Genomic DNA, 23,191 nt, shown 5'->3' on the forward strand with positions numbered 1-23,191 from the left:
AGCGCGGCGAGCCGGGCACAGGCGTTCACCCCTGCCTGAGACTGCGTCCGATCCCGCCGCGCCTCCGGCGCCGCCTTCAGGCGGGTCACTCCGTCTACGCTGCCGGCCCTGGTCACGATTCATCCGGTCGCCCGGACGACGCCCTCTCCGCGAGGAGGCCACGGAGCAGGGCGAGGCTCTGGTCGCGGAACTCGGAAAGGCCGTGCTCGATGCCGTGCAGGACGTCCTCGGCCGCGTCCGCCAGCTCCCAGAAGCGGAGCTTGCGCTCAAGACCGTCGGTGAACGGCACGCCGCGAAGCTCCTGAAGCCGCCGGATGAACGCCGGCCCCGTCTCGGACCACAGGTAACACAGGTCGTAGTCCGGGTCGCCGATCGCGGTGTCACCGAAGTCGATCAAGCCGGTGACGTCCGTGCCGGTCACGAGGAGGTGGTCGAGGCTGATGTCGGCGTGGATCAGCACCGGCTCGTAGTCGAAGCAGGAGTCGTCGCCGAGGTAGGTCTCGAAGGCGGCGAGCAGTACCCGGGACTCGCCCGACGGCAGCGCGGGGACGACCTCGGCGCGCAGCAGGGCCAGGCTCTCACCGAACTCCGCCCGCGGATCCCATTCAGGGACGCCGAGCTCGCGTGCGCGTCCGGTCGGGAAGGCGTGAATCGCGTCGATGAGTGCGGCGACGCGGCGGATCGGCGCGGGTTCGTCCAGCAGCCCGCGCCGGTGCCACTCCTCCTCCGGCAGCGATTCACCCGGTACGGCGGGATAGCAGCAGAACTCTCCGGGTCCGAGCGGATTGGGGGCGGTGAAGGCGAACTGCGGGATCGGAAGCGGGAGATGTCCGGCGAGTTCTGGCAGGAGGGCGGCCTCGCAGGCGATCCCCTCGGCGCCGTCCTCGTTGCGTGGGAAGCGCAGGACGAACGGCGTGCCGCCATCGCCGCCTGGGGCGTCGAGTCGGAGGGCGACGCTTTCCATTCCCGCGCCCAGCGGGCGCAGCGCACCATGCGCGAGATCGTCGCGGACGCTCGCGAGCGCGGAGCGGACCCGTGATTCCCAATCGTCAGGGAGGGCGGCGTTCCAGTTCATCGTTGTTCCCATGGGTCGGGCAGGCCCGGAAGCCGGGGTCAGAATCGGGCGCCAGGCTAACGGCGCCCTTCCGGGAGCGCCATCGATTTAAGATCGGCTGTTCCTCCCCGCCCAGCCGTGACTGAACCAATGGGTCACAGCACCGACCTCGGAAAACCCGCCTGCGCCAGTCCGGTCATGCCGCCGCTTTCCTGCTCGGCAGGCAGAGCCAGGCGGAGACCAGGCCGCCGATCGCGCAGACGGCCCACAGGGCCCACTCGCCGAGGGCGTAGACCGCGCCGCCCACGACGGGGCCGACGCCGGTGCCCGCCGTGATGGCCGCGCCGTACAGACCTTGGTAGCGGCCGCCCATGGACGGCGGGGCCAGGCCGCCCAGGTAGGCGCTGGCCATCGAGGCGTACAGCATCTCGCCGAGGGTCCACAGCAGGACGGTGGCGGCCAGCCAGCGCATGTCGCCGAAGAGGCCGGTCATGGCCAGGCCGGCTCCGGTCAGGACGTTGCCCAGGGCGAGGACGGGCCCCGGGGGGCGGCGGGAGACCATGCCGGTGATCGGCAGTTCGAGCAGCAGGACCAGCACGCCGTTGAGGCCCATCAGGAGGCCGAAATCGGCCGGAGACATGTGGTGGGCGTCCACGTGCAGCGGTAGGCCGACGGTGGACTGGATGTACACGAACTCCGCGATCAACGTCATGACCAGGAAGCGCCGCAGGCGGCGGTCGGCGAGCGCCTGACGATAGCTCGGCTCCGGCGCGTCGGAGGCGGGGCCCGCCCCCCGGCCGGCGCGGGCGAGGGTCACGTTCCGCAGCATCACGGCCGCGATCGCGGCGAACAGCAGGCAGGCGACGGCGTTGCCGAGGAACAGCGCCTGGTAGGAGACCGTGGCGAGGAAGCCGCCGAGCACCCCGCCGACCGCGGCACCGATGTTCATCGCGAACCGGTGCACGGCGAAGGCGGCCAGCCGCTGCTGGTCGGTCGTCGTGGCGTCCACCAGCAGCGCGGCCGACGCGGGGCGGTAGATCTGGGAGGCCATCCCGGTCAGGAAGGCCAGCGGGATGAGCACGGGCAGCGAGTCGAACAGCGGGATGACGGCGGTCGGCCCCGCCGTCGCCACCATGGACAGCGTGATGGTCCAGCGGCGTCCGATCCGGTCGGCGAGGTAGCCGCCGATCGTGTTCCCGAGGACGTTGCCCAGCCCGGCCGCGCCGAGCACCAGCCCGGCGGCCGCCGGCGGGATGTTCCGGCTGGTCAGGTAGAGGACCATGAAGATCGGCAGGAAGTTGCCGATCCGGACGACCAGGATGCCGAAACTGACGATCCACACCGTCGCGGGCAGTCGCCGTACGGTGTCGCGGAAACGTGGCCGGCTCTCGTCCTCCGGCGGCGCCTCGACGCTCACGAAGCGGCCTCGGTGCGGATGCGTACCGCGGCGGCCAGCCGCTCGCAGTTGGCGACGGCCTCCTCCGCCGTCTCGCCCCGCGCGATGACGTGCCCGACCCGTTCCTCACTCCAGGTGAGCCGGGGCACCTCGTCCCCGGGCCCGACCGAGATCTCCAGCTCGACCAGCGCGGGGTCGGCCCGGACCGCGTCTGCGCCGGCCACCTCGACCACCTTTCCGGGGGGAGGGGTGAGGAAGCGGATCGCGGCCCCGGCCCGAGGCAGGGGCGAGCGGGCCAGCGGCTCGACCATCCCGAGCCGCGCGCCGAGCGCGTACCGGTCCATGTCGACGCCGTACGCGATCTCGGTCAGCTCGTTGATGCGGTCGCCGCCGATGCGGGTGTGCGACTCGACGATCCGGGGGCCGCGGCCGGTCAGCTTGATCTCGGTGTGCCCGGGGCCGTGCCGCAGGCCGACCGCGTCGAGGAAGGTCATGACCAGCCGCTCGGCCTCGCGCAGCAGCGCCGCCGGGTGACGGCTCGGAGAGGAGTGGCCGACCTCCACGAAGCCCGGCCCGCCGAGCACCTTGTCCGTCACCCCGACGAGGACGTGGCGTCCGTCGAAGCTCAACGTCTCCACGCTGATCTCGGGCCCGTCCAGGAACTCCTCCATGAGAAACCGGTCGAGGGGGCCGGCCAGGTCCGCCCGGTCGAACCGCGCTTCGAGCTCGCGGAAACGCGCCGGGATCGCGACCAGGTCCGCCTCGTCGCGTACGGCGAACACGCCGATGCTGCCCGCCTCGCAGATCGGTTTCACGAAGAACGGCAGCCCGTGGTCGGCGGCGAAGTTCCACAGGTCCCGCTCGGTCTCGCCGACGGCGGCGGCCACCGGGCTGATGCCGAGCGCGTTGAGCCGCTGTCTCATCCGCCACTTGTCCAGCAGCAGGTCCACCGTCTCCACCGAGTAGCCGCCCAGTCCGAGCATCCGGTCGATCAGCGCCGCCGGTTGGACGCCGAGCTCGTACAGCGACACGACGCCGTCGAGCGGATGAACCTGGTGGAGCGCCCGCACCAGCGGCAGCAGCCGTTCCGTGTCGGTGTAGTCGATGAGCAACGCCTGATCAACGTACGGCCAGTGGGCCCGGTCGTACTGGTCGGGGTGCTGGATGTAGACAACGCCCATGCCGAGCTCATGGGCCTTGCGCACGAGCTTGGGCTTGCCGCCGACCACGGCTATCGTGGGCCGCCCCGTCGGCCGGGGTGCGGCGTGCGTGGATTCACGCGACATCGTCGATCCTCCTCAGGTGGCCGGCGCGTTCACGAACGGGATCGTCGCGAGCGCCGCGCGGTCGATCTTCCCCGGACGGTTGAGGGGAAGGCGGTCCAGCCAGACGTAGAAACGCGGCACCATGTGGTGCGGCAGCCGGTCGCGCAGGTGGCCGGCGATCTCGTCGTCGGGGCACGGGGTGCCGACCAGGAAGGCGACGACGGCGGCGCCGCCCGGCGCGTCCTGGCGCGGCAGCACCGCGGCGTCGACCACTCCCGGGCACTCGCGCAGGGCGTGCTCCACCTCCCCGATCTCGACGCGGAACCCGCTGATCTTGATCTGGTCGTCGACGCGGCCGAGGAAGACGTACTCGCCGTCGGGCCCCCGCCGTACGCGGTCCCCCGTGGCGTACATGCGCCCGCCGGGGGCGTCGGCGAACGGATCGGGCAGGAACACCGCCGCCGTACGGCCCGGCAACCCGAGGTAGCCCCTGGCCAGGCCGGCACCGGCGATGTAGAGCTGGCCGTCCGCGCCGTCGGGGACGGGGTTCAGCTCCTCGTCGAGGACGTGGGCCCGGATGCCGCGGATCGGCCGGCCGATCGGCGCCCAGCGGGGCGTGGCCTTGTCGCACCTGTGCCACAGGGGCGCGACCGAAGTCTCGGTGGGGCCGTACCCGTTGTAGACCACCAGCGGGTCCGCGTCGGCGAGACCGGGGCCGTCGAGCTGTGAACCGCCGGTTATCACCAGCCGCACCCCGGCCTCGGCCAGCCGCGGCAGCAGGGACCGGCCGTACGGCCCCAGCACGGCGGCCGGGATCTCCAGCGCGGTCGCGCCCAGGGCCCGTACGGCGTGCACCATCCGGGTGGCGGGCAGCTCGCCGCCGTCGGGAACGGCGACGCAGCCGCCGCAACAGAGCGGCATCAGCACGTCGTGCATCGTGCTGTCCACGGTGACCGGGAGCGTCCACAACATGACGTCGTCCGGCCTGATCAGGTCGAGGTCCTCGAACGAGGCCGCCAGCAGGTTGGCGATGCCCTCGTGCGGCACGCCCACGACCTTGGGACGTCCGGTCGAGCCCGAGGTGGTGATCGCGTACGCCAGGTCGAGCGGGCTCGGCGCGCCCAGCGGGCCCGTCTCCTCGTCCGCCAGCGTGGGGTCGTCGATGAGCTGGGCGCCGGGCAGCCAGTCGGCGGGGGAGGCGACGAGCACCTGCTCGCATCCGGTGTCGTCGAGGATCTCCCGGTTGCGCAGCGGCGGGTCGGCGGGATCCAGCGGCAGGCAGGCGGCGCCGGAGCGCAGGACGGCCACGATGCCGGTCAGCGCCTGCGGCCCGCGGGGCGCGATCAGCCCGACGACGCTCCCGGGACCGGCGCCGCCGCGCCTCAACCGGACGGCCAGCCGGGCCGTGAGGTCGCCGAACTCCGCGTACGTCCACGACCGGTCGGCGGTCCTGACCGCCACGGCGTCCGGCCGGTCCCGCACCTGCCGCTCGAACAGGTCGCATACGGTCGGCGTCACGCCTCCTCCCGCAGGCTCCGCGGCCGCATGTCGGTCCAGGCCGCGTCGATGTGGGCCAGGCACTCCGACTTCGGCCCGGTGGGGCCGGCGACCCGCCAGCCCACCGGGATGTCCCGGCCGACCGGCCAGATCGAGTACTGCTCCTCGTCGTTGATCACGACGTGGAACTCGCCGTCATCGAACATCTCGCGCTCGGTCCTCTCTCAACACCCATGAGATGGCGTGCGGGAGCATCGACTCCCAGGCGGCGTAGGTGTGGCCGCCGTCGCCGTACGCGCACCGCACCTCGTGACCCCGGCCGGCCAGTTCCTCCCCGGTGCGTTTGACGGCCTCGACCAGGCTGAGGCCGTCGTCGAGCACGATGTCGGCCTCCTCCCGGCTCGCGGAAAGGAACAGCCGGGCCGGGGAGACGGAGGAGGAGGCCGCCGGGCCGAGCCGGTGCTCGCTCAGCGGGCCGGACAGGGCGACCGCCCCCTCGAAGGAGTCCGGACGGCGCAACGCGGCGCGCAGGGCCGCGACCGCGCCGAGGCTCGCGCCGACGGCGGTCGCCCCACCCGGCCGCCACCGTTCTCCCAGCCAGGTCCGCGCCTGGGGGATCAGCTCGTCGGCGAGCACGTCCGCGTACGCCTCGTCGAGCAGCTCCCGCCTGCGGGACGACCAGTCGGCGGGGCTGATGAACACCGCCGCGGTCGGGGGGACGCGGCGGTCGCGGACGAGCCGGTCCACGATGGCGGGCAGGCGCATGACGTCCACGAACTCCGAGCCGTCGAGCACCACCAGGATCCTCGTCTCGCCGGACGCTCCGGCCGGGACGAACAGGTCCACCCGGCGCTCGCCGCCCAGCGTCCGGCTGTGCCAGGTCCGCCGTTCCAGGCGGGAGTCCGCGCCGAGGCCGGGCAGGCTCCCCGCCAGCAGGGCGGCGGCGTAGGCGGCGGGCGTGCGGTGCCGCATCATGAGCCGGAGCGGCACCTCCCGGCCGAGCAGCCGCCTGACCGCCGCGGTCGCCCGCGGCACCAGCAGGGAGTGGCCGCCGTGGTCGAAGAAGTCCTCGCCTGCCGCCAGGGCCCGGCCCAGCACGTCCGACCACGCCTCCGCGACGCGCGCCTCCAGCCCGCTCTCCGCCGGCGCGGCCGCGGCGGACCGCGTCGGCGTGACCGGCGGCAGCGCCGTACGGTCCACCTTGTTGTTGGCGGTCAGCGGGACGCGCGGGATCCGGACGAGATGGTCGGGGATCATGTAGGCGGGCAGCGTGGCGCGCAACCGACCGCGCAGCGCCGGGACGTCCACGGACTCGTCGGTGACGACGTAGGCGACCAGCGCGGGGCCGGTGTCCAGCTCGGCGCGGAGCACGACGGCCGAGGTGGCGCCGAGCCGCAGCAGGGCGTGCTCGATCTCGCTCGTCTCGATGCGGTAGCCGCGGACCTTCACCTGGCGGTCGGCCCGGCCGAGGAAGTCGATCGCGCCGCCGGGCAGGCGGCGGCCCACGTCGCCGGTGCGGTACATGCGCGCCCCCGGCGGGCCGTACGGATCGGGGACGAACGCCTGCGCGGTCAACCCCGGACGGCCGTGGTAGCCGCGCGCCAGACCGTCGCCGGCGAGGTAGATCTCGCCCCGCATGCCGACCGGGGCCGGGTTGAGGTCGCGGTCCAGGACGTACACGCGGGTGTGCGGGATGGCGTGGCCGATGGGCACACGCCCGCTCCACGAGTCCCCGCCGAAGACGGTGGCGAGCACGGTGCACTCGGTGGGGCCGTACGAGGCCATGACCCGGCAGCCGGGGAGCAGCTCGCTCGCGGTCCGGAAGCTCCTTGGGTTGACCACGTCGCCGCCGACGACGAGCTGACGCAGGCCGGACAGCGCCGACAGGTCCCGCTCGACGAGGAGGTCGAGCTGCGGGGAGACCAGCTTGAGCGTGGTCACGCCGTGGTCACGCACGACGGCTTCCAGGTCCTCCAGGAGCGCGCCGGTGCCGGTCACCACCACGCGCCCGCCGTGCGCGAGCGGGGTCCACTCCAGCACCGACACGTCGAAGGTGAGCGGTCCCGCCTGAAGGAAGGTCGCGCCGGGGCCGATGTCGAGGTACCGCGGGGCGCCGGCGACGAGCCTGCTGAGCGCCTGATGCGGGACGGCGACCGACTTGGGGGCGCCGGTCGAGCCCGAGGTGGAGATCAGGTAGGCCAGATCGCCCGGCCGCGCGGCCAGGGGTGGGTTCCCGTCGTCGTAGTCGCTCAGGTCGGGCTCGCCGAGCACCAGCAGCGGCGTGGCGTCCGCGGGGAGCCGGTGACCGAGCGACGGGCCGACGATCGTGAGCACCGCGCCCGCGTCGGACAGCATGAATCGGAGCCTGTCGGGCGGAAAATCCGGATCCAGTGGGAAATAGGCGGCGCCGCACTTGGCGACGGCGAGCAGGACGACGAACCGTTCGACGGTCTGGTCCAGGCAGACGCCCACCACCCGCTCGCGTCCCACGCCGCGCTTCATCAGGTGCCGGGCCAGCCGGTTCGCCCGCCGGTTCAGCTCGCCGTACGAGAGCTCGCCTCCCGCGCCGACGACCGCGACGTCGTCCGGGTGGAGGGCCGCCCGCGCCTCGACCAGCTCGACGACGGTGGCCCGCGGCGCCGGGTCCTCGCCGCCGAGCGGCACCCCGGACTCCCCGGCCAGGGCCAGCTCGTGCAGCGGCCGATCGGGCGCCGCGGCCCCCTGGGTCAGCAGCCGGATGTAGCGGTCCGCCAGCGCGGCGATCGTCGTCTCGTCAAACAGTGCGGGCCGGTAGACGAACGTGGCGCGCAACCGGCCGTCCAGGAGCTGCGTGGTGAGCGACAGGTCGAACCGGGCGGTCACCGGTAGCGCCGGATACCACCACGTCGGCGCGCCGGGAGCCTCCGCCAGCGCGGTGCGGTCCCCCGCGTGGTTGACCACGACGTCGAAGACGGGGTTCCGCTGCTGTTCCGCCCCCGCACCCACCGCGCCCACGATCCGTTCGAAGGGCACGTCCTGGTGCGCGTCGGCCGCCATCCACATGTCACGGGTACGGGCCACCACGTCGCGGAAGGTCAGTTCCCGGCCGGACGCGTCCACGCGCAGGACCACGGTGTTCACGAAGAAGCCGATCAGGTCCTGCAACTCGGGGCGGGGACGGTCGGAGACGATCGCCCCGATGACGACGTCGTCCTGGCCGGTGAAGGCGCTCAGCGCCGCGACCAGCGCGGCCGTCACCGCCACGCCGGGACTCGCCCTGGCCCGCCAGGCGACCGCCGTCATCGCCGCCGTCGCCTCCTCCGGCAGCTCGACCACCACGCTCGCGCCCGTCGCGTCGGCCGCCGCCGTACGCGGCCGGTCGGTCGGCAGCTCCAGCCGCTCGCAGCCCGCCAGCGTCCGCCGCCAGTACTCCAGGCCCGGCCGGAGCAGGTCGGAGTCCAGCAGGCGCCGCTGCCAGCGGGCGTAGTCGCCGTACTGCACGGCCAGCTCGGGCAGACGCGGCGCCCGCCCGGCCAGCGCCGCGTCGTACAGCTCGAACAGGTCGCGGGCCAGCACGTCCATCGACCACCGGTCGGTGACGATGTGGTGGAGCGCCACGAACAGGCCGGGTCCGTCCTCCGACTCCGCCGCGACCACCCGTATCAGGGGCGGCCGCGACAGGTCGAACGGCTCGGACGCGGCCCGCTCGACGGCCGCCCGCCATTCGCGCCCCGCCCAGACGACGGGGATCTCCACTTCCGCCGCGACCTCCTGCGCGGTCGTCCCGTCGGGCCGCAGGACGAACCGGGTGCGCAGGATGTCGTGGCGACGCGCCAGACCGGCGAGCGCCGTGGCGATCGCCGAGGGATCGAGCCCCGCGGGAAACCGCCAGCCTCCGGTGATGTGGTACTGGTCGTGTGACGAATCCAGCTGGCGCAGCCACCACAGGCGCTCCTGCCCCGCCGACAGCGGGAAGTCGCGCGCCGCCCGGTTGCCCTCCGTGCGGTCGGCGAGCAACGGGAACGGATTCGTCGGGCGCGGCTCGAACCTCGGCATCTTCCTCTTACACCTTCGTCCCGGACGTGGGCCGCGCCGCCTCGACGGCCGCGGTGATCGTGCCGACGGTGCGGAAGGTGCCCTCCTTCAGCGCCTCCTCCGGCAGCTCGATCCGGAAGGTGTCCTCGATGGCGAGCATGAGCCCCATGCAGGTCAGGGACGTCATGCCCAGCGCCCACAGGTCGTCGTCCGCGCCGAACTCGTATCCGTGGGCGGACAGGTTGAGCTGCTTGTCCACGATCAGCCGGACGGTCTCCGCCACCGGCTCCTGGGAGACGGTCATCGCCGCGCCTCCCCCGTCGCCGTGCCCGCCGGCTGCGAGCCGTTCCCTCCGGCCAGCCGGTGGAAGTAGCGCGCGACCCGCCGCGCCCCGAGCAGGCTGCCCTGCGCGTACCAGAGGATGTCGGGGCCGAGCGCGTAGTCGATGCCCATCGTGTCGTAGAACTTCGTGGCCATGACCCGGTAGTAGTCGGCGATCTGCGCCGTGGTCATCTGCGGCGCGGCCTCCGCGCCGGTCTCGAACCAGCCGGCGAGGTTGTGCTCGACGTACTCGTTGATCGACCACTCGATCGTGCGGGTCTCGATCGGCCGCCGGGTCGGCTTGAACATCGGGTCGATGGTCCCCGGCTTGCCCTGCAGCTCGTTGGCGACGTGCTCGGCCAGCAGCGGAGCACAGTGGAAACCGTCACGATAGGTCCCGGTCAGCAGGTACAGGCCGGCCAACGGCAGCCACCCGATCAACGGGAAGCCGTCGAGCGTCACCGGGCGGTTCCCGGCCAGCCATCTGGTGACCTCGTGCGAGGCGACCCGCTCGTCGAGCTGCTGCATCGAGTACTGCGCGAGGAAACGGACGTCGGCCATCCAGGTCACGCTGGAGACGTGGTCCACCAGACGGTTCGTGGCGCCGTAGTACTCCAGGTCGCCGGGGCCCGGCACGACGTGCAGCCCGCAGGCGAAGCCGCGGTTGGGCGTGCGGACCACGCTGCGGAACGGCTCCCCTCCCGTACGGCGGGCCAACATGGCGAAGCCCAGCCCGGGGAAACTCGGCACCATGTCGAGGTCGTCCAGCGCGGTCCGCACCAGCGCCTCGCTGCGCGCGCCCACCGCGACGACCACGGTGCCCGCCTCGATGACGTGGCCGTCGTCCAGCTCGACGCCGGTGATCTCCCCGTCGTTCCTGACGAGCGTGCGGACCGTCTGGTCGACCATGATCGCGCCGGTGGCGCGCAGCCGGGCGTCCAGCGCGGCCAGCACGCCGCGCGCGTCCACTGCGCCTTCGGCCGGCAGGTGGACGGCGCGCAGCGCGCGGGTGTCCAGCCGGGGCCGGAAGCCGGGGATCTCCCTGGGGTCGATCTCCTCCCACGGCTTGCCGTACTCGTCGAGAGCCTCGATCATCGCGGAGAAGTTGACCGTGTCGAGGTCGGCGCCGATCGAGTTGAGCACCACGTGGGTCTCGGGGGTGACCATCAGCGGAGAGCCGGTCCGGGAGTACCCCTCAAGCCGGTCGAGCACGTCGGGCCAGCGGTCGTGGGCCGCGACGCCGAGCTCGAACCGGGTGCGGGAGGCGTCGGTGCGCAGCGACTCCGTGGTGGTCTCGCCGAAGCAGCCGAGCATGGCGCCGGCGGCCTGGCTCGCACCGGCCTCGCGGTCGCTCGGGCCGACCACGACGACGGAGCCGATCCGGCGCTCGACCAGCTCGTCGGCCAGGAACAGGCCGAGAGCGCCGTTGCCGACGATGACGACGTCGGCCTGAGTCGGTCGTTCTGTCTTGCTTACACCTTCTTTTCGCACAGTGAACCCCTTCACGGAAATGGTCGTGACTGAATCGCGAACCGCCGCGCGAATTCCGGAGAGCCGTTCTTGAATTCAACCGCCCGAATTCGGCGGTGCGGCACGAGGCGCGCACGACGGTTCGCCGCGATTTCATGAATCGCGGTGGGACACTTTCTCGCGTGCTCCCCGACATGGAGGCGAGGTCGATGGCCCGGAAAAGAACGGGCGACGGGAAGTCTCGGTGTGAGCCGGTCGGCGTCCGCTACATGTCGATTGTCATTCCCCCGATCGATTGCCGAGCCGTTCTCCCCACCCCGGAGGCTCGACAATTGACATTGACTGACTTCCTGAACCAGTTGACAACTGTAACCACGGGGTCGGCGCCCCGCAAGGGATGAAATCGCTTGTCAGATTCGGCTCGCACCATTATCCGGGGGCGAATAGAACTCGCGTATATTCGCGACCGAAAACCGGATCCGCTGGTCACATGGCGCCCGGCGCCGACTCGGATCATGAGGCGGCGGGGCGGCGCGGGATATTCGGATGCGCCCCGAAAACGGCGCGGTTCCCGATATCAGAGATCGGCGAGAAGCTCTCGCATGGTGTCGAGCCCGGCCGGGCCGCCGCGCAGCGCCCGGGTGTGGAAGTCCTTCAGGTCGAACGCGGCGCCCCGCCTGGCCCTGACCTCCTCGCGCAGGTCGAGCCAGAGCCGCTCCCCGAGCTTGTACGCGGACGCCTGCCCCGGCCAGCCGAGATAGCGGTCGATCTCGTCGGCCGCGCGGACCCGGTCCGTCAGCGTCCTGGTGGTCAGGAACTCCACCCCCAGTTCGGGCGTCCACCGCTCCCCTTCGTGGAAGCCGGTGCCCGCCGGAATCTCCAGTTTCAGATGCAGGCCGATGTCGAGCACCACCCGGGCGGCCCGGAACAGGCTCTTGTTCAGCATGCCGAGCAGCGGAGCGTCGTCGAGATGGCCGAGCTCGCGCATCAGCCGCTCGGCGTAGAGCGCCCATCCCTCGCCGTGACCGTCGATGAAGCACAGCAGCCGTTGGAACCGGTTGAGGCCGGATGTCGCCACCACCGTGCCGATCTGCAGGTGGTGTCCGGGCACGCCCTCGTGGTAGACGGTGCTGGCCTCGCGCCAGACCGAGAACTCCTCCTCGCCCTCCGGCAGCGACCACCACATCGTGCCGGGCCGGCTGAAGTCCTCGGTGGGATTCGTGTAGTAGGCGCCCGTCCCGCCGCCTGGCGGCGCGATCCGGCAGTCCAGCCGCATTAGCTCGTCCGGGATGTCGAAATGGGTGCCGCGAAGGTCGTCCAGCGCCCGGCCGGACAACTCCCGCATCCACGCCTGGAATCCGTCCTGGCCGAGCACGCGATAGCGGGGATCGGCGTCCAGCGCCGCCGCGGCCTCGGCGGGACCGGCCCCGGGCCGGATCCGGTCGGCGAGCCGGGCCATCTCCGCCTCGATGCGGTGGAACTCCTCCCAGCCCCACGCGTACGCCTCGCGCGGGTCCAGCCTCGCCCCGAGGGCCGACCGCGACGCCAGTCCGTACAGCTCCGCGCCGATCGCGTCCTCGCTCCGGGACCTGGGCCCCAGCTCGTCGCGGAGGAAGGCGGCCAGCTCGGCGTAGGCCGCGGCCGCCGTCCGCGCCGCCGTCTCCAGCTCGGCGCGCAGGGCGTCCCCCACCTCGGCCGACCGGGTGAAGACGGCGAAGAAGCCGTCGGGGGCGGACCAGGTCTCGCACTGCCCGATGGCCCGCCGTACCTGCCGTGCCGCGGCCACCCGGCCCTCGTCGGCCGCCGCCGACAACGACGCGCGGTATCCGGCCAGCGCGTCCGGCACCGCGCCGAGTCGCCTGGCGATGACCGCCCAGTCCTCGGCCGTCGCCGTGGGCATCAGGTCGAACACCCAGCGGATGCTCTGGACGGGGCTCGTGATCACGTTGAGCTCCGCCTGCGGCGAGCCGGCCTCGTGTTCCTCCACTCGCAGGCCGATCCGCTCGGCGAACACGGCCTGCGCGACGCGCTCGCTCTCGTCGGCCGCGCGGGCGGCGGAGATCCGGGCCAGCGCGCTCCTGGCCAGCTCCGCACGGGCGCGGTGGCCGTCGGGGGACAGGTCGGGGAGTCGGTCGTCGTGGCCGCGGATGCCGGACTCGGTGGCGGCGATCGGATTCAACCGCGCGTAGTCGTCGACGTAGCTGTCGCAGATGTGGTGCACAGTTGGGGGGATCATTCTCTGGACGATACCCAAGCGCCCCCGGCCCGGCCCTCGGGAAAACCGTGCCGCACAACACGATCAGACCCGTGGAACAGGTCTCCGGAACCGATCCTCGACGCCTCTCCAACCGGCCGCCAGCGCCCCTGGGCGCCTATGGATGCCACCGTAAGAACGGCGCCGGCGGGCGGACCGGCGGTCGATCCATTCCGGCTATTCCGGCCGCGACGGCCCGACGGCCGGCTCGGTGGAGCCACCAGGGGGCAGATCGAGCCTGTGGCGCGCCCACCGTCGGTCAGGAAGCCCGAACTCCATTCCGTTCTCATCGAGGGCGTTGTAGATCGTCATGCGGCCATGCGGGAAAACGAAGCCGACGGCCACCGTCCCATGTGCGATGTCGTTCTCATCGGTCCATTCAAGAAGCTCCACGGCCCGTAACCTCTGCCCCTTGAACTGCGCCAACTCGTCGAGCACACCCTCACGCCATGCGAGCCGGAACGCCTCTCCGGCCCAATCGAGCGGCTGACCGGGATCGACGGTGTTCCATGTGATCGAGATTTCGTCGAACTTCTGATGCACGATCTCGACCTGTTCGCCGTCGAAATCCAGGAGGACCACACCGTCGGAGAACCACGCGTCCTCGTCGAGGTCCCAAACCAGCAAGGCGTGGGTCAGCTTCCGTCCTTCCAACATGGCAAGTCTCCGCCCATGAGCGGCAGCGACCGCCAAACGACCACTCAGCCATGCCGGCCTGTAACCGGCGATCCCGAAGTCGAACATCTGGTGATGATGCCGGGTGTCGGCGTCAGGAGGTCAACCCCTTATGAGCAGGCCACAGCGTCGATCAAGGAGGGGGCCACGATGGGTCCGAACCGGCGGCGGCGGCGAAGCGCGGAATTCAGTTCGCCGATGAGGTAGTCGCGAATCTCGGTAGTGGAGCGTGGCTCGGGGGAGATCATCACATCATCCTCGTCGACGGCGAAGTGCCGGCCAAGCCCAAGTCGTGAGATGCCGGAGCGCCGTCGGCACCGGCCTCCAGACGGCGTTGTGAAGGGACTTTCGTCCCGACGATCCGGGCCTCTGGCCAGCGGACGGCGGCCCGCGCTCGGCGGAGGGTGGATGGAGAGGCAGTACGGAGACAGCCGGCCGGGGCGATCACTCACCGATGGGACCAGGCCAGTCGTGAAACTCGTTCAGGAGACACCGTTCCGATTCCGGATCGAGCGGCACGGGCCGATGCGGGTGCCGGGGATCGTGTTCACCACCCCTGACCTCCTTCCTGAAGAGGAGGCCCTGCGGCAGGTGGCCAACGTGGCGACTCTGCCGGACATCGTCCGGGCGTCGTACGCCATGCCCGACCTGCACTGGGGGTACGGCTTCCCGATCGGCGGCGTGGCCGCGACGGACGTGGCGGCGGGGGGCGTCGTCTCCCCTGGAGGGGTCGGATTCGACATCTCCTGCGGGGTTCGCCTCCTCGCCGCCGACCTGCTGCGTGATCAGCTCGCTCCTCGGCTGAACCGGCTGATGGACGAGCTCGACCTGGCCACGCCACGCGGGCTCGGACGCGGCGGCGTGTGGCCGCTGCCCGGGTCCGCGCAGCTCGACCGTGTGCTGCGCGAGGGGGCGCGCTACGCCGTGGAACAGGGGCACGGGGTTCCCCGCGATCTCGACCGGTGCGAGGATCAGGGCGCGGTCGCCGGTGCCGACCCGGCGCAGGTCAGCAGCCGGGCCGTCGAAAGAGGCGCCGCCCAGGTCGGCAGTCTCGGCTCGGGAAACCACTTCCTCGAAGTCCAGGCCGTCGCCGAGATCTACGACGCCGAGGTGGCCGCCGCGTTCGGCCTCCGGCTCGGGCAGGTGTGCGTGATGATCCACTGTGGCTCGCGCGGCCTGGGGCACCAGATCTGTAGCGAGCACGTCCGTGCCATGGACAAGGCCATGGCACGGTACGGCATCCACGTTCCCGATCGGCAGTTGGCCTGCGCCCCCGTCGACTCACCAGAGGGCCGGGCGTATCTGGGGGCGATGGCCGCCGCCGCGAACTACGGCCGGGCCAACCGCCAACTGCTGTCCGAGGCGGCCAGGCGCGTCTTCGACCGCGTCACCGGTGCCGCCCTCGACCTCGTGTACGACGTGTCACACAACATGGCAAAGCTGGAGGAGCACGACGGCCACCGGCTGTGCGTCCACCGCAAGGGCGCCACCCTGGCGCTCCCGCCACACCATCCTGACCTCCCCGCCGACCTGGCGCCCTTCGGCCAGCCGGTGTTCATCCCCGGCACGATGGGCACCGCCTCGTACGTACTCACCGGGGTGGCCGACGGGCCCGCCTTCCACTCCACGTGCCACGGCGCGGGCCGGGTCCAGAGCCGCCACCAGGCCGCGCGCTCCGTTCGGGGCCGCGACCTGCGCGACCGGCTGGAGGCGCGGGGCATCGCCGTACGAGCGTCGTCGTGGCGCGGCCTGACCGAGGAGACTCCGACCGCCTACAAGGACGTCGATTCCGTGGTCGCCGCCGGCGTCGGCGCCGGGCTGTGCGGCAACGTCGCCAAACTGGTGCCGCTCGGCGTGGTGAAGGGCTGACCATATGAAACGGCACCCCGAACCCGATGAAGGACCGCCCCCGACCCAGGGCCACACCACCCTGCCGCACACCGCGGACGTACGCATCAGGGCGTGGGCGCCAACCCGTGCCCAGTGCGTCGCGGAAGCCGTACGCGCGATGGTTGAGGGCTTCGCCGACCTCTCCGAAGCCGTCCAGTGCGGCACTCGGTCGCTCCATATCGACGTCGGGCCCCCGGAGGACCAGCTCCTGGCCGCACTCGACGAAGTGATCTATGAATTGGACGCCGGCGCGCGCGTTCCCTGCAGCGTCGACGTCCACGAGGACGAGGACGGGCTCCATCTGACCCTGGGCATGACCGACGTCGCGACCGTCCTCCAGATCGGGGCGGTTCCCAAGGGAGTCTCCCTCCATGACCTGCGATTCGACCGCTCACCCGAAGGATGGGTCTGCACGGTGACGGTTGACGTATAGCCGGGGGCAACGTTCGTTCCGCTGGATCGAGCGGCGGCCGCAGCGGTGCCGGGGCGGGGAGATTCAGCGGGGCGGTCCGCCCCTGGCAAGGGGGACGGCTGTTCTGCAGGGACCGTCAGTGATCGTGGAATGTGGCCAGCGTGCGGGCTGCGGGCGTGAGCGCGGCGGCCAGGCGTCGGCGGTCGGGCTCGGGCAGGCCGCCGAGGTCGTCGTCGAGGTCGGCGATCAGGTCGGCCACCACCTCGGCGGCCAACTCCGCGATGCCGGCGGCCGGGCCGAGCTTGCTGCGGGCCGCGTCCGCCCGCGGCGGGGTGAGCCGCTCTACTGCGGCCGCCACCAGCCAGGACGGCACTCCCGTCACTCCTCCGGGCGGCGGCACGAACGGCCGGGCGCCGTTGTAGCGGGCGTCCTCGGCGAAGTCGGGATGCTTGACCTTCAGTACCGGCCGTGGTCCCCGTTCGCCTGTATGCCAAGACCCGGCGGGCTTGAGGACGTAGCCTTCGGCGCGGTTGTCGGGGAGTTCCGGAAGGCCCAGTGCGCCGGGCACGAGCGTCGGGAAGCCCACCGTCAACTCCCCTAGCTTCTGCCGATGGCCCTGCCCCAGCAGCGGCACGCACTCCAAGCCCACACCGGACACCAGTTCCGCCAGCTCGGCGTGGCTCATCCAGCGTGGTCCCGACGGTGTTTCGAGAGCGCCGTCGAACGCCAGCCATACCAGGTCAGGGCTGTACCACACACCGGTCTGCACCGGGCTGATGTCCTCGACCGGCGGCACCTCCGGATGCGGATAGCCTCCGCCGGCCAGTTCCCCGTACAGGATCACGTCCTGTCCGGCGGCCCGGGCCGCTGCCGCCGCCGCTGTCGCCAGCACCGGCCACAGTCGCGTCAGCCCGAAGAAAGTCTCAAGCCGATCCTCGTCCAACAGCCCGCGCCGCCCGGCCGCCCGTGCCGTCCGGCCGTCGCTGACCAGCGCGAGATGCGCGCCGTGCACCTTCTCCTCGGCCACCCAGCTCCCGCCGGGCAACGGCCCGTCGCCGAACCGCTGCGGGATCTTCGGGTACCACACGGTTCCGACCTCCGTTCCATGCCCGGGCGCCCTGCTGCCCGGCCGGGACACTTCGGCGGGCAGCTTGTGACCGCCACATATGAAGCCGACTCCTCGCCGCCGGACCAGACCAGAGGCACCTTATCCGCAAAAAGATCAAAATGTAGAGCGCTACGTTTCCGCCCCGTCGCCGGGAGAACCGCTCACGATTTCCCGATGCGGACGTGACCCCATATCCCCTGGCAGCGCGGCCACGGCACCATCGCGGACATCGCCCGCGACGTCCACCTCTCGGCCGGCACGGTGCGCGACCACCTGTCCGCGGCCATCCAGAAGCTCGGCGCGCGGACCAGGGCCGAGGCCGTGGAGATCGCGGAGGGCAAGGGGTGGCTCTGATCGGCCCACGGACCGGTCATACGACGTGCCGGGGCGACCTCGCCGAGCGCGGGTTTCCGGCGAGCCCCGGGTGATGGTCGGCTGCGGTTTTGTCCCCCAAATGTGATCGTCCATTACTAATGTGATCAATGTGCGGAAAACGATCATGGCGGCTTTTGCCGCGGCAACACTGCTGCTCACCTCCGGCGCCCCCGCCTTCGCGGCCACCGGTACGCATTCGCACACGAGCTCGGCCGGCTGGTGTCAGAAAAGGCAACCGTCAGGCAGGTACTACTACCTGCACAACAAACACTGGGACTGCGTCTCGCCCGGCGCCTTCTGTTCCAAAGCCCAGCACAACGCCTACGGATACTCCATGCGGGCCAGGGCCCACGCCAAGCGATACAAGTGCGTCCGCTATCCCAGCAACACCTGGCACTGGAAGCCGGTCTAACCACGCGCCGACATAAGCGACCGGACGGCACCGTCGAGTTTCCCCTCGGCGGTGCCGCTCTCTTTCAGTCGGGACGGCCGCCCTCATAAAGCGCATAGGTACACAGCGCGTACTACTTGTCGCGTAGTAACCTGAGAGCCATGCAAGCCAACGACTCGCAGACGCTCGTGCTGTGCGCGCTGGCCGACGGGCCGATGCACGGGTACGCGATCAACGCGGCGATCGAGCGGCTCACGGGACAACGGCTGGGGCCGGGCAGCCTCTACGGCGCACTGACCCGCCTGGAGGCCAAGAACCTCATCGAGCCGGTCGAGGGAACCGGGCGCCAGCGCCCGGTCCGCCTGACCGCGCAGGGCCGCGAGGTGCTGGAGCAGGAGTTGCGCACCATGGCGCGGGTGGCCGCGGCCGGACTGAAGAGCCTGGGGGTGCGTACGGCATGAGCCTGGCCCGGCGGCTGGCCGGACTCTATCCGCCCGCCTTCCGGCAGCGATGGGGGCCGGACCTGGAGATCGAGATCAGGGCCGCGGGGGCACGGTCGTGGCCCAATCTGGCGGTGAGCGTGGCCGCCATGTGGCTGCATCCGGCCATCTGGCCCGCCGACTCGCGTTCTCAGCGGCACGCGCGGGCGGCCACGACTGCGGCGGCGGTGACGGCGGCTCCGGCTGGGCATGTGGACGCTCACCGCCACCTCCGCGATGACCGCGGCGGTCGTCCTCTCCCTCTCGGCGGCCAACGGGCACCTCGGCCCCTCACCGACTCTGGTGAGCGCGGGCCTGCTCCTGCCCATGTCGGCGTACAAGTGGACGCTGAACGACCTGAACGGCCTGAACGCATAGGCGACGTTCGGGCTCGGGAGACGACCTTCACGAAGCGGGTCCGTGCCCGGAGATCACGCTTCAAAGCGCGCGGGGACCGGACGGCGGCCACCTGTAGCATGCCGCTGGCCCAATCGGTCGAGCACCACTCCACAAAAGGAGCGCCTCGTGCGAGACATCACCGTATTCAGCGGTAGCGCCCATCCCGAACTCGCGGCCGAAATCTGCGCCCATTTGGGAACCCCGCTGCATCCGGTCCAAATCAAGCGTTTCGCCAACGACTGCCTGGAAGTGCAGTTGCAGGCCAACTGCCGAGAACGCGACGTGTTTCTCATCCAGCCTCTCGTCCCTCCGGTCCAGGAACACCTCGTCGAGCTGCTCCTGATGCTGGACGCCGCCCGGGGCGCCTCGGCCGCGAGGACGACCGTGGTGATGCCCCACTTCGCCTACGCCCGGTCGGACAAGAAGGACGCTCCGCGCATCTCCATCGGCGCGCGCCTGGTCGCCGACCTCCTGGTCGCCGCGGGGGCGAGCCGCGTGCTCACGATGACCCTGCACTCGCCCCAGGTCCACGGTTTCTTCAGCGTCCCGGTCGATCATCTGCACGCCCTGCGCGAGTTGGCCGCGCATTTCCGCCAGTACGACCTCTCCAACACCGTCATCGTCTCCCCCGACCTGGGCAACGCCAAGGAGGCCGCGGCCTTCGCCCGGCTCCTGGGCGTCGAGGTCGCGATGGGAGCCAAGCAGCGGCTGAGCGACGACCGGGTCACCATCAGCTCGGTGATCGGCGATGTCACGGGTAAGGACGTCATCGTCCTGGACGACGAGATCGCCAAGGGTACGACGGTGATCGAGCTGCTGGACCGGCTCCGAGAACGCAAGGTCGGCTCGATACGCATCGCCTGCACCCACGGCCTGTTCGCCGGCGGAGCGGTCGACCGTCTCGGCAGCCAGTCCGACGTGGCGGAAATCGTCTGCACCAACACGGTGCCGGTCCCGGTGGTCGCGCCCGGCTCCAAGCTCCGCGTCCTGTCGATCGCGCCCGCCCTCGCCGAGGCCATGCGTCGCATCCACGACGGCGAATCGGTCAGCGCCCTGTTCGACGCACCTTGACGACATAAATCACGCCATAGCGCGATCCCGGCCATCCCGCCGAAGGCCCAGGTCACGGGCAGTCCTCGACCTGGGCCGCATCCTTCCCGATCACAACGGCCCGTTGGACGGGATCAACCTGCGGCGTTTCTCCAGGAAGCAGGCCGATCCCCCGTCACATAAGTGACAGGCACTCCGCTTCCGGGCCGGTGCAGAGGGGTACGGCGACCGGAGTCCGCGCTACCTGACCTCGACGTAGTCGCCGCTCGTGGCGATCGACAGGTAGCGGTCCGTGTCCTTGAAGGAAACCACGGCGTACCAGGTGCCGGACTTCTTGGCCTTGAACGTCTTGTGCCACCGCCCGTACCGGTCGGTGGTCACCGTTGCCACCACGGTCAGCGGCTTCTTCAAGCCGGGGCTGAATCCGATCTTCACCTTGGCCCCCTTCAGCGGCTGCCAGGTCTTCCCCTTCCACTGCAGCGTTCCGTGGACGGTCAGCGGCCGCCCCTTCTTCACCGGCTCCGGACCGGCGTCGAACCCGATGATTCGGGTTCGGTAGTAGTCGGTCGCATTCGACGGGACGGACGCGGCGTGGGCCGCGCCGGGGATGGCCAGTGCCCCCAGCGCGAGGCCGGCGGCGATCGCCAGCGATTTGAGCATGATGCGTTTTCCTCCGATGAAATCTCCTTCAGGCCCTGCATCTTCCGTCATCGGCGCATGCAAGATCAATACGCTGAGGCGCGCTCGTACGGCCGATCACTCCTGAGCCGGCATGACAGCGCCGTTCTCCACCGGCACGGTGCTCACCGTTGACGGCGGCGCCGTATGAGACGGGGCCGCCGGGCCACGGTCGCCTGGGCCCTACGGTGCCAGGCGTCACCGACCGGACCCTGCGCCCCCTGCCGCGCGTTCGGACGACAGGAGGCGTTGATCGGGGCTCAGATCTGCTTGAGGAACCCGCCGTCGACGGCGAAGTCCGCTCCGGTCGTGCTGGCAGAACGGGGTGAGGCGAGCAGGGCGACCACGTCGGCGATCTCCTGCGGGTCGACCAGACGGCCGGTCGACAACTTCATCATTTCGGGCGCCACCTGCTCGATGACGCTGTCGCGGTCGGTTCCGGCCTGGGCGGCGATGATGTCGGCCGCGCCGCCGCTCTCCGTCCACCACGCCGTACGCACCGGACCCGGGGAAACGGTGTTCACCCGGATGCCCTGGGGAGCGAACTCCTCGGAGAGGGCCTTGGCCAGGTTGTTGAGCCCCGCCTTGGCGGCGTTGTAGTCGACGTTCATGGGAGCGGGCAGGCGGGCGCTGCCCGAGGAGATGTTCACGATCGACCCGCCGCCCCGGGCCAGCATCGGCGTGATGGCCGCCCGGACGGCGCGTACGACGGAGAACAGGTTGAACTCGAACATCACCCGCCAGTCCTCGTCGGTCGGGGCCATGAACGAGAAGCGCGGCAGCGCCACGCCGGGCGGCGGCCCGCCGGCGTTGTTCACCAGGATGTCGAGCCCGCCGAACTCGGAAACGGCCCTCTCCACGATCTGCCCGGGAGCCTCCGGGTCCATGAGATCGGCCGGAACGTGGACCAGGTCGCCGGTGAGCGCGTCCAACTCGGGGGTGCTCTTCCGCGAGGCGGCCACGACGCGGACGCCCTCGCCCAGGAGAGTGCGCGTGACGGCCAGGCCGATGCCCTTGGACGCGCCCGTTACGACGGCGACCCGGCCGGAAAGCTGGAGATCCATATGTCATTCCCTCGTCGTGATTTCCGTCCGGAAAATGGCGGACGGTTTCGTCGTGAAAACGGTACGAGCGGTCGCGTGACGAGGACCGGCGCGATTCAGACGACTAATCGCAGCGGAAATCGGACAGGCAATTCGGCTCCTCCGCGCTTACGTCTCGAACGGACGACGTGGGCGACGGCCCCGGACCCTCCCACGGCGGAGCGGCGCCTCCGACCTGGGGAAGTCGGAAGGTCCCGCGCTGTAGGGACCGAAGTCCCTGGGCCGGCGGCCGACCGCGCATGAGGCTGGGGAGAACAGGACATGTCCCATTGGGGGGTGGGATCCGATGACACCTCACGAGTCCGGTACGGGGACCGCGGCCGAGGAGACGCATCGGCTGGCGGTCGAACTGGACCTTCTCAAGGCCCGGGTGAGCCGCCTGGAACAGCAGGTCCGGTCCCTGGCGGAGGCGAACCTGGCCCTCGCCCGCGGTATGGAGGCGAACCCGCTGGAAGAGCCCGACCAGACACGTCCCGAGCACAGCGCCCGGCTCGCCCACGAACTGCTGCTCGCCGCCGGCCTCGTGCCCCCGAAGGCCGAACCGGAGTGATCGGCCGGCCTCGGTGTCCGTACCGCCCATGATCGGCACCACACCGGCCGCGGCCGACATGGCGCGTCCGGGTCGGCGGTGACTACACGGGCGCGTAGGTCAGGCGGTCGGCCTCGCTCCGCGAGGGGCCGACGACGATGCCGGGAGCCTGGCATTCGAGCTGCATGTTCGGCAGTACGGTGGCGGACGGTCTCACCGCTGCTCCAGGCCGGGCATCTCCTCGATCGCCATCCCTCGGGAGACCATTTCCTTGAGCGCCGTCTGGTACAGGCAATGGCTCAGCCTGGCCAGGGCGCGGGCGGCGGCCAACTCGTCGCCGATCTCCGGAACGAGCCGGTCGTCCGGACTCCGGTGGGCGTGGCCGGCGCCGGAGACGCTGACGCCGTCCGCGACGGCCAACGCGGCACGGGCATGGGTGTCGTCACCGTGCTCGCTGATGTCGATGACGACGTTCCACCGTTTGTCGCTCATCCTCATACTCCTTCGCCCCGATCGGCCGCGTGGCCGGCGATGTCCTCCGGGCCGATGGCGGACAACTTCCGCGTCAGGTCGGCCAGTGCCCGGGCGATCGCCGGCTCCTCGCCGATCTCGGGGACGGAAGCGTCCGTCGGATTGCGGCGCGCGCGGCCGACCCCTACCACATGGGCGTCGTCCCCGGTGGACAGGACGGCGCGAGCGGTGGTGTCGTCGTCGTCCTCGTCGACGTAGATCTGGATGCCGCGCTGCTCTGCTTCCATGGTCGCCCCCGTCCCATGGTGTTCTCCGTCGCCGACACTGTGCGCCCGCGGCTCTCACGTCTCCATCCCAAGC

General features: G+C 71.0%; 23 protein-coding genes. 8 read left to right on the top strand and 15 right to left on the bottom strand.

Annotated elements, in window-relative coordinates; translation table 11 throughout:
* Nucleotides 1–112: 112 nt before the first annotated feature.
* From AWQ68_RS24315 to AWQ68_RS24360, 10 genes are all read right to left on the bottom strand, one after another.
* Complete coding sequence (locus tag AWQ68_RS24315) at nt 113–1,075, bottom strand: phosphotransferase (RefSeq protein ID WP_066944017.1); 963 nt, start codon at nt 1,073–1,075, stop codon at nt 113–115.
* 175 nt (nt 1,076–1,250) lie between these two features.
* Nucleotides 1,251–2,471 carry an MFS transporter gene (locus tag AWQ68_RS24320; protein WP_066944019.1) on the bottom strand — a complete coding sequence of 407 codons (1,221 nt, stop codon included), beginning with the start codon at nt 2,469–2,471 and terminating at the stop codon, nt 1,251–1,253.
* The gene (locus AWQ68_RS24325; protein WP_066944021.1) at nt 2,468–3,736 is read right to left on the bottom strand and encodes an ATP-grasp domain-containing protein; all 1,269 of its coding nucleotides are present in this window, start codon (nt 3,734–3,736) and stop codon (nt 2,468–2,470) included. The genes AWQ68_RS24320 and AWQ68_RS24325 overlap by 4 nt, the downstream gene beginning before the upstream one ends.
* Before the next feature lie 12 nt (nt 3,737–3,748).
* A complete protein-coding gene (locus AWQ68_RS24330) occupies nt 3,749–5,233 on the bottom strand; it encodes an amino acid adenylation domain-containing protein (RefSeq protein WP_066944023.1) in 1,485 nt (494 codons plus the stop codon).
* Nucleotides 5,230–5,418 (bottom strand): MbtH family protein, encoded by a 189-nt coding sequence (locus AWQ68_RS24335; RefSeq protein ID WP_066944025.1) that lies wholly within the window; start codon nt 5,416–5,418, stop codon nt 5,230–5,232. Before AWQ68_RS24335 ends, AWQ68_RS24330 begins: the two co-directional genes overlap by 4 nt.
* Nucleotides 5,408–9,247 (bottom strand): non-ribosomal peptide synthetase, encoded by a 3,840-nt coding sequence (locus AWQ68_RS24340; RefSeq protein ID WP_066944027.1) that lies wholly within the window; start codon nt 9,245–9,247, stop codon nt 5,408–5,410. Before AWQ68_RS24340 ends, AWQ68_RS24335 begins: the two co-directional genes overlap by 11 nt.
* Nucleotides 9,248–9,254: 7 nt before the next feature.
* The gene (locus AWQ68_RS24345) at nt 9,255–9,530 is read right to left on the bottom strand and encodes a phosphopantetheine-binding protein (RefSeq protein WP_066944029.1); all 276 of its coding nucleotides are present in this window, start codon (nt 9,528–9,530) and stop codon (nt 9,255–9,257) included.
* Nucleotides 9,527–11,038: an NAD(P)/FAD-dependent oxidoreductase gene (locus AWQ68_RS24350; protein WP_169808979.1), complete on the bottom strand. Its 1,512-nt coding sequence runs from the start codon at nt 11,036–11,038 to the stop codon at nt 9,527–9,529. Before AWQ68_RS24350 ends, AWQ68_RS24345 begins: the two co-directional genes overlap by 4 nt.
* Before the next feature lie 556 nt (nt 11,039–11,594).
* A complete protein-coding gene (locus AWQ68_RS24355; protein WP_066944033.1) occupies nt 11,595–13,253 on the bottom strand; it encodes a DUF885 domain-containing protein in 1,659 nt (552 codons plus the stop codon).
* Between the two features lie 195 nt (nt 13,254–13,448).
* On the bottom strand, nt 13,449–14,015 hold the full coding sequence (locus tag AWQ68_RS24360; RefSeq protein ID WP_066944034.1) for a hypothetical protein: 567 nt from the start codon (nt 14,013–14,015) through the stop codon (nt 13,449–13,451).
* Between the two features lie 402 nt (nt 14,016–14,417).
* Between AWQ68_RS24360 and AWQ68_RS24365 the strand changes: the two genes are divergently transcribed.
* Entirely contained in the window at nt 14,418–15,815 is a 1,398-nt protein-coding gene (locus AWQ68_RS24365) for an RtcB family protein (RefSeq protein WP_218007008.1), read from the top strand.
* A 4-nt stretch (nt 15,816–15,819) separates the two neighbouring features.
* Nucleotides 15,820–16,269, top strand: a complete 450-nt coding sequence (locus tag AWQ68_RS24370; RefSeq protein WP_066944038.1) for an archease — start codon at nt 15,820–15,822, stop codon at nt 16,267–16,269.
* A gap of 115 nt (nt 16,270–16,384) precedes the next feature.
* Here the strand turns inward: AWQ68_RS24370 and AWQ68_RS24375 are convergent, their stop codons facing one another.
* Nucleotides 16,385–17,335 (bottom strand): RNA ligase family protein, encoded by a 951-nt coding sequence (locus AWQ68_RS24375; RefSeq protein WP_066944040.1) that lies wholly within the window; start codon nt 17,333–17,335, stop codon nt 16,385–16,387.
* Nucleotides 17,336–17,584: 249 nt separating this feature from the next.
* On the opposite strand from AWQ68_RS24375, the gene AWQ68_RS45200 reads away from it, so the two are divergent.
* The 5 genes from AWQ68_RS45200 to AWQ68_RS24385 all read left to right on the top strand — a co-directional run bounded on the left by AWQ68_RS45200 (nt 17,585) and on the right by AWQ68_RS24385 (nt 20,071).
* Nucleotides 17,585–17,710 carry a LuxR C-terminal-related transcriptional regulator gene (locus tag AWQ68_RS45200; RefSeq protein WP_373281541.1) on the top strand — a complete coding sequence of 42 codons (126 nt, stop codon included), beginning with the start codon at nt 17,585–17,587 and terminating at the stop codon, nt 17,708–17,710.
* A 145-nt stretch (nt 17,711–17,855) separates the two neighbouring features.
* On the top strand, nt 17,856–18,143 hold the full coding sequence (locus tag AWQ68_RS42685; protein WP_157545647.1) for a hypothetical protein: 288 nt from the start codon (nt 17,856–17,858) through the stop codon (nt 18,141–18,143).
* A 140-nt stretch (nt 18,144–18,283) separates the two neighbouring features.
* Complete coding sequence (locus AWQ68_RS24380; RefSeq protein WP_066944042.1) at nt 18,284–18,583, top strand: PadR family transcriptional regulator; 300 nt, start codon at nt 18,284–18,286, stop codon at nt 18,581–18,583.
* Nucleotides 18,584–18,811: 228 nt separating this feature from the next.
* Nucleotides 18,812–18,979, top strand: coding sequence for a hypothetical protein (locus tag AWQ68_RS42690; RefSeq protein WP_157545649.1), 168 nt, complete (start codon nt 18,812–18,814; stop codon nt 18,977–18,979).
* A gap of 147 nt (nt 18,980–19,126) precedes the next feature.
* Entirely contained in the window at nt 19,127–20,071 is a 945-nt protein-coding gene (locus AWQ68_RS24385) for a ribose-phosphate diphosphokinase (protein WP_066944044.1), read from the top strand.
* A gap of 219 nt (nt 20,072–20,290) precedes the next feature.
* Here the strand turns inward: AWQ68_RS24385 and AWQ68_RS24390 are convergent, their stop codons facing one another.
* Complete coding sequence (locus tag AWQ68_RS24390) at nt 20,291–20,710, bottom strand: hypothetical protein (protein ID WP_066944046.1); 420 nt, start codon at nt 20,708–20,710, stop codon at nt 20,291–20,293.
* 278 nt (nt 20,711–20,988) lie between these two features.
* Entirely contained in the window at nt 20,989–21,792 is an 804-nt protein-coding gene (locus AWQ68_RS24395) for an SDR family NAD(P)-dependent oxidoreductase (RefSeq protein WP_066944048.1), read from the bottom strand.
* A 325-nt stretch (nt 21,793–22,117) separates the two neighbouring features.
* Between AWQ68_RS24395 and AWQ68_RS24400 the strand changes: the two genes are divergently transcribed.
* Nucleotides 22,118–22,381, top strand: a complete 264-nt coding sequence (locus AWQ68_RS24400; protein WP_066944050.1) for a hypothetical protein — start codon at nt 22,118–22,120, stop codon at nt 22,379–22,381.
* Between the two features lie 192 nt (nt 22,382–22,573).
* On the opposite strand, the gene AWQ68_RS24405 is transcribed toward AWQ68_RS24400, so the two are convergent.
* Nucleotides 22,574–22,852: a dsRBD fold-containing protein gene (locus tag AWQ68_RS24405; protein WP_066944052.1), complete on the bottom strand. Its 279-nt coding sequence runs from the start codon at nt 22,850–22,852 to the stop codon at nt 22,574–22,576.
* A 2-nt stretch (nt 22,853–22,854) separates the two neighbouring features.
* Nucleotides 22,855–23,118, bottom strand: coding sequence for a dsRBD fold-containing protein (locus AWQ68_RS24410; RefSeq protein WP_066944054.1), 264 nt, complete (start codon nt 23,116–23,118; stop codon nt 22,855–22,857).
* Between the last annotated feature and the right edge of the window lie 73 nt (nt 23,119–23,191).

This window comes from Microtetraspora fusca (assembly GCF_001570365.1).
Lineage (GTDB): Bacteria > Actinomycetota > Actinomycetes > Streptosporangiales > Streptosporangiaceae > Microtetraspora > Microtetraspora fusca.